Annotated in this window: 8 protein-coding genes; 1 reads left to right on the top strand and 7 read right to left on the bottom strand. The window is 61.5% G+C overall.

Annotated features, from left to right (window positions below; genetic code table 11):
- Nucleotides 1–40: 40 nt before the first annotated feature.
- The 6 genes from CHU95_RS20925 to CHU95_RS20950 all read right to left on the bottom strand — a co-directional run bounded on the left by CHU95_RS20925 (nt 41) and on the right by CHU95_RS20950 (nt 10,246).
- Entirely contained in the window at nt 41–1,864 is a 1,824-nt protein-coding gene (locus tag CHU95_RS20925) for an alpha/beta fold hydrolase (protein ID WP_094458288.1), read from the bottom strand.
- 26 nt (nt 1,865–1,890) lie between these two features.
- Nucleotides 1,891–3,117, bottom strand: coding sequence for a c-type cytochrome (locus CHU95_RS20930; protein WP_094458289.1), 1,227 nt, complete (start codon nt 3,115–3,117; stop codon nt 1,891–1,893).
- A gap of 34 nt (nt 3,118–3,151) precedes the next feature.
- Nucleotides 3,152–4,618, bottom strand: a complete 1,467-nt coding sequence (locus CHU95_RS20935) for a flavin monoamine oxidase family protein (RefSeq protein WP_165772293.1) — start codon at nt 4,616–4,618, stop codon at nt 3,152–3,154.
- Between the two features lie 70 nt (nt 4,619–4,688).
- Complete coding sequence (locus tag CHU95_RS20940; RefSeq protein ID WP_094458291.1) at nt 4,689–7,133, bottom strand: TonB-dependent receptor; 2,445 nt, start codon at nt 7,131–7,133, stop codon at nt 4,689–4,691.
- Between the two features lie 425 nt (nt 7,134–7,558).
- A complete protein-coding gene (locus tag CHU95_RS20945) occupies nt 7,559–9,073 on the bottom strand; it encodes an aldehyde dehydrogenase family protein (RefSeq protein WP_094458292.1) in 1,515 nt (504 codons plus the stop codon).
- A gap of 18 nt (nt 9,074–9,091) precedes the next feature.
- Nucleotides 9,092–10,246, bottom strand: a complete 1,155-nt coding sequence (locus tag CHU95_RS20950; RefSeq protein WP_207762572.1) for an FAD-dependent monooxygenase — start codon at nt 10,244–10,246, stop codon at nt 9,092–9,094.
- A 351-nt stretch (nt 10,247–10,597) separates the two neighbouring features.
- Between CHU95_RS20950 and CHU95_RS20955 the strand changes: the two genes are divergently transcribed.
- Nucleotides 10,598–11,443 carry a helix-turn-helix domain-containing protein gene (locus tag CHU95_RS20955; RefSeq protein ID WP_094458294.1) on the top strand — a complete coding sequence of 282 codons (846 nt, stop codon included), beginning with the start codon at nt 10,598–10,600 and terminating at the stop codon, nt 11,441–11,443.
- 256 nt (nt 11,444–11,699) lie between these two features.
- Here CHU95_RS20955 and CHU95_RS20960 read toward each other — a convergent pair whose 3' ends face one another.
- Nucleotides 11,700–12,101: a YciI family protein gene (locus CHU95_RS20960; RefSeq protein ID WP_094458295.1), complete on the bottom strand. Its 402-nt coding sequence runs from the start codon at nt 12,099–12,101 to the stop codon at nt 11,700–11,702.
- Nucleotides 12,102–12,164 lie beyond the last annotated feature (63 nt).

A 12,164-nucleotide genomic window follows, 5' to 3' on the forward strand; every position in this document is an offset into this window, starting at 1 on the left:
ACCGACCCGATCCGTCTTTGGTGGCCGTACCCTGTGGCCATCACAAGCGGACCACCACCTTGCCAAAGGCGCCGGCATCCGCTGCTGCAAAGGCTTCTGCCATCTCGTCGGCGTCAAATGTCCGCTCGATGACCGGTGTGATGGCATGTTTGGCGAGGAATGCAGTGACCGCCAGGTGATCAGCGCGGCTGCCCACAGCGACGGCGGACACGGTCTTGACGCCCATCACCAGATCGGCGGCAGAAATGTCACCACCGAACCCATCCAGCCCCCCCACCAGGGCGATACGCCCGCCCGCCGCAGTGGCGCGGATGGACTTGGCCAATGTCCCGGCCCCGCCCAATTCCAGCACATGTTGCACACCGCCGCCTGTCAGGCGCTGAACCTCCCCATCCCAGTCCGGGTAGGTCTGGTAATTAACTGTGGCCTTAGCTCCCATGGCCCGAACCTTCTCCAGCTTGGCATCGCTGGAACTGATGACCAGGACCCTGGCCCCCGCCGCCACCGCGATCTGTAAGCCATAGAGCGCCACCCCGCCCGTCCCCTGGATCAGCACCCAATCATCCTGGGACACTGAGGACAGGGCCGACCAAGCCGTGACGGCGGCGCAAGGGATGGTGGCCGCCTGCTCAAAGCTCCAACCCTCTGGGGCCAACACCACACCGGTTTCCGACAAAAGCACGTGATCGGCAAAAACACCGACACCGCCAGCACCCAGCGCAGAGGCAAAGGCCGCAAAATTGATACGCCCCCCCGGCCAGTTTTGAAAAAATGTGGAGCAAACCCGGTCGCCTGGCTTTACCGACTCCACACCGTCACCGACGGCCACAACCTCGCCCGCTGCATCCGAACCGGGAACGAAATGATTGGCCCCATTGACCGGATAGAAGCCCTTTTTGATCATGATGTCGCGCCGGTTGATCGACACGGCCCGCACCCGCACCAGCACCTCCCCCGGCCCCGGGGTCGGTACCGGGGCGTCTTCAGTGCGAAGGCGGAACGACTGTCCGTCGGCGGACAACAGAAAGCGGCGACTGGTCATGGTATTTTCCTTGGGGTCGGATAGGGTCTCTGCGGCCACGGCATGGGCCAGCAGAGCAGAAACAAAGGCTGGTGCCTGACGTTCAGGTGCAGCGATGCCCGCCGGACCAATCAGGCTTACCGGGATATCGGGATGGTTGGCCGCAACGCGCGGCAGCATGAATGACAATGGATCATCAAACGCCTGAACCACCCGCACCGGACAGGTGACGCGCGCCAAAGTCGCGGCGAAATCCTGGGCGAAGATGGCATCGAAGGCCTGATTGCGGCCCTTTGGGCTGCCCAACGCACCCAGGAATTCCTGGTGAACCAAGGCGGGATCGTAATCCCAATAGAAGGAGCGGATGATCTTCCAGGTGTCGGCGGCATAGAGGCCGTCGCTGTCCACCGGCGGGGCCAGGCCGATATCCGCCCGACTTTTCGTGCGTTCGGCAGCATCGGCATGCAGCACGCCCGACAGGGTCAATGACCGCACCCGTGCGTCGGCCAGCAAGGCCAACTCCACGGCAAAATGCGTTCCGGTGTGATGGGCAACCAGATGGAAATCGTCAATGCCCAAGGCATTGATGGCCTCCAAGAACCAGCGCGCATAATCTGTGGTTGATGGATTGCCGTCGGGCTGAAAACTCTGCCCGAAACCGGGAGTGTCAATGGCAATCGCTGTGCGCCCCCGTTTTGACAGCTTGGTCATCACGGGGGTAAAGCTGCTGCTATCGACGGGGGTTCGATGCAGCAGAATAAAGGGGATACCCGTTCCCTTTACCCGACGCAGATGCATCTGCCCTGCCGGAATATCGACATAGGCTTTCCAGACCGGGACCATGGGACATCCTTTGATGAATGATCGGATTAATCGGGCGCCGCCGACCCCGTTTCGCGCTTCAGAATGGTGATCAGCGCCCTTTGAGTTTCCGGATCGGTGATGTTACCGGACGACACCACCATGGACGTACCAGGGGCAAAAGCATCCGGATTGGCCAGGAACATCGCCAGATTCTCATCCGTCCAGACCTCCCCCGCCTTGCCACGGGCGGCCAGACTGTCGCCATAGGGGAAGTTGGGCACGGTGGCCATCCTTTGCCCCATGATGCCGTAAAGGTTGGGGCCGACCATGTGCGCCCCGCCCTTGTTCATCGTGTGACAGAAGGTGCACCACTTGAAGGTTTCCGCCCGCACTTTGCGCTCGAAGTCGGTTTCCGGCGGCAACTGCTCAATGATCAAGGGCGCTTCATGCGAGGTGACATGGGCCGCCGCCGCCACCCGCTGCCCCTGTGCGAAGGGAGAGACGCGGAACAGCATATGCGGACCGTACATGCCCAGAACCACGATCGCCACCGCCGCCAGAACCGCCGGTACGACACCACGCACCGCGCCGGGATCAGACACCGCCGTCACCCGACCACGCCGCATCAGCCAAGACAGGCCCCAGATGGCAGCGCAGATACACAGGAAAATGGCGACCGCGCCCGGCCCCCGCTCATACGACTTGAAAGTCGACAGCGCAAAAACGGAGGAAGAAAAGCTGAGCAGCACGAACAGACCGAAACCCGGCGGAAAGGCGCCGAACAGGCCGCGACCATGCCGGAACAGGAACCAAACCGCTGTGAGCAGGGCGGCCAGCTTCAACACCAGCAGGCTGGTACTGACACCGGAATGGAAATAGCCGGTGAACAGCCAGACCTCCCGGTTCTCCCCCAACAGGGCCGGGATGGGGATGGGCCCCAAATGCAGGTCCATCCCGTGGCTCCAGACCACCAGCACGCCCAGCAGCGGGGCCGCAAAGAACATCAGGTAGGTGGCGTTGACCAGGGCCATGACCCAGGCTTTGGCGCGCGGCGGCAGCGGCACCTGTGGACCCGGTGCCCGTCCCTTCAGCCACTGCCAGAGACGCATCACGGCATACAGGAACAAGGCCGTGCCCAGGAAATAATGCCAGCCGCGCAGCTCTTCGCGGATCGGGGACGCTTTGTCTGACCGCAACAGGATCATGGTGAGCAGGTCATGCACCAGGACAAGCAGCGGCAAGCCATAGGCCAGGATCTTGTCCAGCGGCCGGTTCACGTCACGATGTTCCATCGACGATATCCCTCTGCGGCCTCGATGCGGCCGGTCAGATCTTTTCCATGATTTCCAGTGCGGCAGCCTCGCCCGTCTCCATGGCGCTTTCCATGCCATGTTCCAGGCGGCGCAGATGTTCACCGGCGAAATGGATGCGACCCGCAGGCTTGCCCATATCGGCGGCAAACCGTTTCACCTGACCCGGCGCGTAGAAATGTTTGTTACCGCCGACGAACGGGTTACGACCCCAACTGTACCCAACCTTATACTCCAAAGCGCCGGCCATGGAGGGACGGATACGGGTCAGTTCGGCCAGCACCAGTTCCACCTGCCGGGCGGTATCACGGTCGTCCCAGCGCGTGGCCCCGTCGCCATTAACCCAAACGATCATGCTGTCAATCGCACCCGTTTCCGGGTGTTTCAATGCGAAGGCACGTTCAAAGGACGTGTTGCTCCAGATCGAGGGAGGCAGACCGTCCTTTTCCCAATAGGGCTTGTTGATCTTGAAATGGAACTGCGTGGTTGCCGAATAGCGCGCACCAGCGATGGCGTCCGCCTGTGCATCGGGCAGGCCCGGCGTAAACCGGATGCGGCTGACAGCGCTGAACGGCGCTGCCATGACCATGAACCGGCTGGTCAGTACGTCCCCATTGCCCAACAGGGTCTTGACCTGATCCCCCGTCTGATCGACGGCGATGACCGGGCTGTTCAGGCGCACAGGCAGCTTCAGCGCAGCAGCCATGGCGCGCGGCAGCATGTCAGCCCCGCCGACGATATAGCTGCGATCGGAGGCAAGGGACGCACCGCCATATTGTGGCTTGTTGGGGTCCTTGAACCCTTCCACCTGGGCGCGGGCCATGTCACGGAAGATGGAAAGGGCCGACACCCCCTCCAGGCTGGCGCCATTGAGATCGATATCGGCCAGCCGGATCGCCGCCTCCGACACACCCTTGGACCGCATCAACTCGGCCGCGGAAATGTCGAACTGCAAGTTTTCGGGCAACAACCAGGCATTGGTCTGTTTGAAGGGCAGCCAATCATGCATCAGGCGGTTTTGCAGGATATAGGGCAGGAAATCGCGTTCCTTGCCGCGCGTCTGGTTGACGGCTGATTTGGACCAATCAGCCGGCAGCACGCTGGTGCCATCCACATGGATCAGGAAATCGGTGCCCTTGGCCCCTTTGGTGGTTAACCCGACATTCAGCCGGGCGCAAGCGTCACGGACACGGCCATACAGCGCGCCCACCTCACTGCCACCCAGTTCAGCCTGATAGCCTTCGGCACGGCCGGTTCGCAGACGGCCACCGACCCGGTCGGACGCTTCCACCACCTGCACCACCAGCCCCTGTTCCTCCAGCATAGCGGCGGCGTTCAGGCCGGCAAGACCGGCACCGACCACCACGACGTCAACGGTCTGGGGCCCGTTGGCCCAACCGCGCGGGGCCGCCAGCAAAGGAACAGCGGCCAACATACCGCCCACAATGGAACGGCGGGACAGGATTGGCTGACGGAGGGTCATAAGCGCGTTCTCCACCTGTTTAAACAACAATCCCCCGGCCTTGCGGACCGGGGGAAATGTCAGTGCACCATCAGAACTTGGCAGAAGCCGTGACGCCGAAACGACGGCCTTCGCCATGGTAGACTTCCAAGATGCGTTGGGTGCCGACATTGTAGTTACGCGGCTGCTGAATGATGTTGGCGTTGTACTCCTCATCAGTCAGGTTGGTGACCCAAGCCGCAATGGAGTAGGTGTCGCTTTCCAGAGCCAGCCGCAGGTTGGTCAATGTCCGCTCACCAAAGGTGGTGAGGTTCAGGCTGTTGACATAAGTGGGGCCGGTATAATTGACGTCTACACGACCGGCGAGTGTCCAGTCGGCGGAAACCGGCACGTCGGCGGTGGCGTGCAGGTTATACTGCAACTTCACCGACCGGGCTGGACGGTTGCCCGCGATGGAGGCGAAAACACCACGGCCCGTAATGGTGACCAGATCACAGACAGTGGACGGGTTGCCGCACTGCGAGGAATAGGCCGGATCATAGGTGCCCTTGGCAAATTTCGGATCGGAGTAGGTTACCGAACCGCCAACCGAGACGATGTCCGTCGCCTTGACTTCAGTCTGCACCTCGAACCCGTTTGTCTCCATCTTACCGGCGTTCATAATGATGGCCTGTGCGACGGACGCGGTGGGGGAGAAGGTGGAAAGCTGCAGGTTGGTCCAGTTCACACGGAAGGCCGAGGCATTCAGCATAACGCGGCGATCGAACAGCCACGACTTGATGCCGGCCTCATAAGTCCAGTTGGTTTCTTCGTCGAAGGTCTTTTCGTTATCGGACAAACCGGCCAGCGAATTGAAACCGCCCGAGCGTACACCCTTGGCGGCCGACGCAAACAGGAAGACATCTTCCGTGGCCTTGTAGTCGATGGTGAAGCGCGGCGTGAAACTGGTGAATTCGCCCCGGAACGGCTGACCAGCCACGCAGGGACCAAAGGCGTTGAAGAAGGTCAGGGTGCAACGGTCGGTCTTGCGGTCGATATTGTAACGGCCTTCGGCGGCGACGCGCAGACCATCCGTAACTTCATACCCGACGGAACCGAACACGGAGCGGGTGATGTTCTGCTTGTAATTCTGGCTGGCCAGCCGGGCAACGACGGTTGGGTCCAGGATCAGACCGGGATTGGCCAATGCGGCCATCGGGCCGGTGCCGACCGGCAAACCGGGCAGGACCTGCACCAGCCGCTCATTGGCGCCAAGACCCGGCGCGGTGGTGCCGGCCCAGGACTTGCTGTCGACGTTTGACTGGAAGAAGAAGGCCCCGGCCAGCCATTGGAACCGGTTGCTATCGGGCGACTGAATCCGGATCTCCTGGCTCTTCGTCACCACCTCATCATTGCTGACCAGCATGGAGTTGGCACGAACCGTGCGGGTGTAGCTGCCGGTGGCAGCACCGCAGGTGGTCCCCACCGTGCAGACCCCATAGAGCGCGCCATTGCCAAAGACATCGGAATCGTTGGCAGCATAGACCTCCGATGCCGTAACACCCGTGACACTGACAACGGAGAAATTTTCGAATTCATATTCCAGTTCCAGCGCACCCTGGCGGGACTTGGAAACGCTTTCCGGGATCGTGGCGGTGACATCAATCGGCAGGTTGGTGGGGATCTTGCCGCAATAGAGCAGGAAAGCCTGCGACTGGGTGTTGAAGCCACCGCAATTATGGGTCGTCACCGGGTTCAGCGACAGGCCCGGCAATTCCGAAGTAGACTTGGTCGCAAATCCCGTGAAAGTCGCCGTGAAATTTTCGGTCGGCGTGAAGACCAAGGCGCCGGAGACGCCGCGCTTCTCGTAGCCGCCAAGCTTGTCATTCAAATCGAAATTGTTCTTGAACTCACCGGCATAGGTGGACCAGGTCGCCGTGATGGACCCGGCCAGCTTGTCCTCGATGATCGGGCGGGACAAGGACACCTTGCCGCGATAATCGCCATTGTTACCAATCGTGACAGTGGCCTTGCCTTCCGGGCTGCTGCCGGGACGGGCTGTGGTGATGCCAACGGCACCGGCGAAGGTGGAGCGGCCATAAAGTGCGCTCTGCGGACCCTTCACCACATCCAATTGGGCGATATCGACGGTGCCCAGGACATCGGCCGTATTGCGGCTGGTCTGGTAGATGCCGTCGATGAATACACCGACATTAGCCTCGACATTCAGATCGATGGAGGAATTAGCGGGGGCCAAGCCACGCACAAAGACATTGGTGAAGGTGCCACCAGTGATGTTGGTGACAGAGATACCCGGCGTATTGTTGGCCAGTTCCGTCAGGCTGGTGATGTTGCGCTCCGCCAGATCGTCCGCCGTCAAGGCCTGGATAGCGATAGGGACAGTCTGGATGTCCTCCTTGCGCTTACGGGCGGTAACGATGATCTCTTCCAGTACCAGATCGCCTTCTGCCGCCAGTACAGCCGGGACCATAGAAGACGCAGCGAATGCACTGACCAATGCCGAGGTGGCCAACGCAGTGATTTTGGAACGGTACATGAAGCCCCCTTGATTTTTACGGTCATTTCGAGCGGCATTATTTTCGGCGCCAGGTTCCCGTTTTCTGGCGGCTGCTCATCATTTGGGGTCTGCGCGAGCTTATGAGCTTTACCTGCGCTGTGATGACCCGATCAGCCTGTTAGCCGGATATCTGCCTGCCGGTTCAGCTAATTCCTTTGCTGAGCGTTTCACAACAATGCAGCCCGCAGTGTCCACCTGACGGATAGCGTCAAGGGGTCGCTCATTCTCCTGGGATCTGTTGAAAGAGCGGCTGGCCAGCCCGTCCATCGCTACGGGGGTCCCGGTACCTTTGACCAAGCACAATGGCACCGGTGAAGGGTGCGTTTAGGGCCATCCGGCAAAAAACGACCGGCGACGGGGCGGAAGCGAAACCCAACCGATCGGGGCGAGGGAGCAGCGCGCCGTCACAGCCGCGCCGTGACCGCCTTTGTTTCCAGATAGGCGTCAAGCCCCTCTCGTCCGAATTCCCGGCCCCAGCCGGATTGTTTGTATCCACCAAACGGAATGTTGGTCGCAATCGCGCCGTGGCAGTTGATGGACACCTGCCCTGACCGGATGCGCGACACCAGTTTATGCGCGGTGGACAGGCTGCGGGTCCAAACAGACCCCGACAGGCCGTAGACACTGTCATTGGCCAGTGTGGCGATTTCTTCCACATCCGCCGTCTCAAACCGGTGGACCGCCATGACGGGGCCGAACACTTCGTCGCGGAAGATATCCATGTCAGGCCGGACATCGGTCAGGATGGTGGGCGGCACAAAATGGCCGGGCCGGTCCAGCGCCGAGCCACCGGTTACCAGCGTCGCCCCCTGCGCCAACGCCCTGTCCACATGGGCCAGCACGCGCGACGCATGCGGTCCGCTGATCAGGGGACCGAAATTATGACCGGCATCCAGCCCGTGGCCCAGCGTGAGAAAACCCGCAAAGGCCTTCATCCGCGCCACCAGTTCATCATGGATCGACGCATGGGCGAAGATCCGGGTGCCGGCCATGCAGTTCTGGCCCTGCAAGAAGAAGGTTGCCATGGAGACGCCAGGACCAGCCAATTCCAGGTCAGCATCCGGCATCACCACCACAGGTGACTTGCCACCCAGTTCCAGGCTGACTTTTTTCAGGTTGCCGGCAGCAGCCTGCACAATCTTGCGCCCCACCTCCGTGGAGCCCGTGAAGCTGATCTTATCGATCAACGGATGGGTCGAAAGCGCCGCGCCTGCTGTTTCGCCTGGACCATTGACGATATTGACCACCCCATCGGGGAACCCCGCCTCCTGGAGCAAGCGCGCTAGCGCCAGGGCTGACAAAGGTGTTTCCTCCGCCGGCTTGACCACGACGGTACAGCCTGCCGCCAGCGCCGGGGCCAGCTTCAAGGTCAGGGTGGAGACGGGCACATTCCAGGGCACGATCAGGCCGACCACGCCCACGGGTTCGCGCAGAGTGTAGGTCAGCGCTTCTGCATCCGCGGTCACGTGCGGCGGCGGGGTGGTGGTCACCCCCTCGATGCGCAGAATGGCGCTGGCGTAATAATCGAACATCTCCACACAGTTCGACACGGTCAGGCCGGCGATGAAGCGCGGCATGCCATTGTCCAGAATTTCCAGTTCGGTGAAGAAATCGGCGTTCCGCTCCAGCAGTCGGGCCAGCCGGACCAGCAGGCCCGCCCGTTCCCGCGCCTTCAACCGCGACCAAGGACCGTTAAAGGCGCGTGCCGCGGCCTGTACGGCTGCGTCAATATCGCCTGCGCCGCCCGATGCCACGGTGGCGAGATGCAGTCCGGTCGCGGGATCATCAGTATTGAGAGTGGCACCCGACAGCGATGGGCGCCACTGCCCGTCGATGAACAGCCCATGGTGTTCAGCCAGAAAGGCCCGGGTCATGGCGGAAACAGCAAGGCCGTCGAACGGCAGGGTTTGCAGCGTCATCGGTTGGCTTCCCTGCGATTAGACGGGAACGGTACAGCAATCATAATCCAGCAGGCCCAGCGTATCCTCGTTACGCAGGCCTTCGATACCGAACAGTTCGGTATTGGCAGCCTGCATCCGATCGGCATTGGCATTGGACTCCAACTGGATGAAGGTCGCGCGTTCATGGCGGGCCGCCACATAGCGGCGCAACGCCTCACCCGTGCTGGCGCTGTCACCCAGGGCGCGCGACAGGATGATGGCATCCTCAATGGCGCAGGCAGCACCCTGGCCCATGAACGGCGTCATGGCATGGGCGGCGTCGCCCAGCAGAACCACCTTGTCATCCAGGACCCAGGTATCCAGCGGTCGACGGGCGTTGATGGCCCACTTATAGACCTTGCCCTCCGGTACGGCGGCGATCATCGTCTGAACCTCCGGTGCCCAACCGGCAAAGGTCGTCTCCAGGTCGGACCGTTCGGCCGGAATGGTCCAGCCATCCTGAGTCCAGCCATCCTGGCGGGCAAAGAACACCATGTTGATGATCTTGGCCCCGCGCACCGGATAGCGAACCACCATACGGTTCGGACCGATATGCATACCGGGCCAATCCACCAGCTCCTTTAATGCGCCTTCCACGGGCGCCAATGCCCGCCAGGCGACATGCCCGGTGAAATGCGCAGATACCGGTTCAAACAGGCGGCGGACCACCGACTTCAGACCATCGGCGCCGACGACAAGGTCGCCGTCGATGCGGCGCCCGTCATGCAGCACGGCGGAGGTACCTTCCACCGCAACAACACCAGCATTGGTCAGCAGGCGGCACCCCGCTGTTTGCGCTGCCGCCACCAGAATGGCGTGCAGATCGGCGCGGTGAATATAGACATAGGGCGCCCCAAATCGCGCCCGCATGTCACAACGGTCTATGGCGCGGAGCAGGCGCCCATCCTGCCAGTGCTGGATACGCTGCCGGGCTGGCTCCACCCCCGCAGCGGCAATCTGCTCCGCCAACCCCAGATAGACATATCCTTTCATGGCATTGGGAGACAGGGTTACACCGGCGCCAATTTCGGCAAAAACGGGGGCAGCTTCCAACAGCGTGACAGCAAAACCCTGGCGTGACAGCGCAATGGCTGCCGTCAACCCGCCAATGCCACCACCGACGATCGTTATTCTCGCTTTTGTCATGGGCATTTTCAGCCTTCGATTCGTTGACAGCCGACCCATCATCGGCGTCACGACGGATTAGGCGGGCTGTCCGTGCCACCTGGATAGGCACCTGCGGTCCGCTGTCCACACGGCGGACGTGCCCACAGGCCTGAAAAATGTAAGCCTAGCGGGCATTTGCCGCTTCTTTGTCCGGCAGGCGATTATGCAAGGTGCAAAGCGCACCGGCAAAAACCTGGGAATACCCCCGGAACAGCATTGTCTGTCGCCGGGCTTATCCGACAGGTGGACAAACAAGCATATTGTTCGGTTACAGTTCTAATTCGCCGTCATGATCGGTGCGGTCGGTAGATAGTTGGCGCGTCAGGAGGTTCGGGAATGGACAAGATCAAACCTGTTCGGGCGATGCTTCGGGTACTGGATGTTCTGCAAGTGCTGAACAGCCGCAACGGCGTGACGGTTACGGATGTGGCCAACGCAATCGACCTGCCGCGGACCACCGCATACCGCGTTCTGGAAACGCTCTGTTCAGCCGGCTATGCGGTGCGTGACGGGTCGGACGACCGGTACCGCCTGACCGTGCTGGTCCGCGGTCTGTCCGATGGTTATGACGACGAAGCCTGGATCGGTGATGTGGCCCAGCCGCTGCTGGGCGAACTGGGCCGCAAACTCGTCTGGCCGGTGTCGATCAGCACGAACCAGGGCAATGTCATGCTGGTCCGCCACACCACCGACAAACACAGCCCCCTGGCCCTGGAACGGTACAGTGCCGGGGTGCGGCTGCCGCTGCTGAACAGCGCATCCGGTCGCACCTATCTGGCCTTCAGCCCTGCCCCACAGCGCGCCGCCCTGCTGGATATCGCCCTGGGTTCCGGCGGAGAGATGGAGGGGGCTGGTCGGCAGCGCGACGTTATCGAAAGGCTGCTGGCGGGCATCCGCAAATCCGGCTACGCCGTCAGCATCCGGCAATATCGCGGGGAATCCACTGCCGCTGTCCCGGTTTACGCCGGCTCGGCCCTGCTCGGGGTGGTCGGCATGCGTTTCATGGATAAGGCGGTAACGGAGACGGTGTTTGCCAACCGCTATCTTCCTGATCTGAAGGAAGCAGCCCGTGAGATTGGCGAGACCTATCTGGACTGGAAAGCCAGCAGCCAGCCACAAGGCCTGGACCAGATGCCCACGTCCCGCTGGGATTGGACCCTGGAACGGCGCGTTGAGCATTGATCGGTCCAGGAACAGGGTAAGTGCAATGGCACATGCACGCATTCGGAGTGGCTGAGTGCCTCACTCCGAATGCGTGGGCAAATGCAACAGTGTGAAACAGAAAAACGGGGTCTGTTTCAGCAAGCGCAGGGATCGGGCTCCGAAAGCCGATGGCTCCGAATTGCGGTGGGCATAAAACGGAAGAGCAAGGGCAACAGGATAGCAGAGTTCAGGCGGGAAGTCAGCAATGCTGCCATCGACGTCCCGCCCGCCCGCATCAGCCCTTTGACACCGCTGTGGCCGGCGCCCCCTTCAACTGATCTGCGCTGGCCCAGATGCGGCCGCCGATGGCAGTGCCGATGGCGACCACAGCCGGTACCACCTCCACCCTGTCATAAAGCCCACAGCGAAAATACGGATCGCCGATCATCAGGGCGCCCACATCGGCGCGGTCAGCGGCTTTCAGCAAGAACATGGACCCGAGAAAGCCCTTGCCATCGTCGGTCCGCATCGGGCCGGCGCTGACATAGCGGGTCCAATTGGCCTCCATATGGCCCAGATGACCCTCCATATGTGCATCACGCAGGGCCAGGGCCTTGGCGCTGTCGGCAATGTCATAGGCCAGAACCAGGAAGGTCGGGCTGTCGATACGCGGAACGGTGGGGGGAGCGCTGCTCATCCTCGAAGCCTCATGCTATGATTTATTGATCAGAACCGACCCGTGACCATCGTCGCCGGCGGT

This window comes from Niveispirillum lacus (genome assembly GCF_002251795.1).
Taxonomy (GTDB): Bacteria; Pseudomonadota; Alphaproteobacteria; order Azospirillales; family Azospirillaceae; genus Niveispirillum; species Niveispirillum lacus.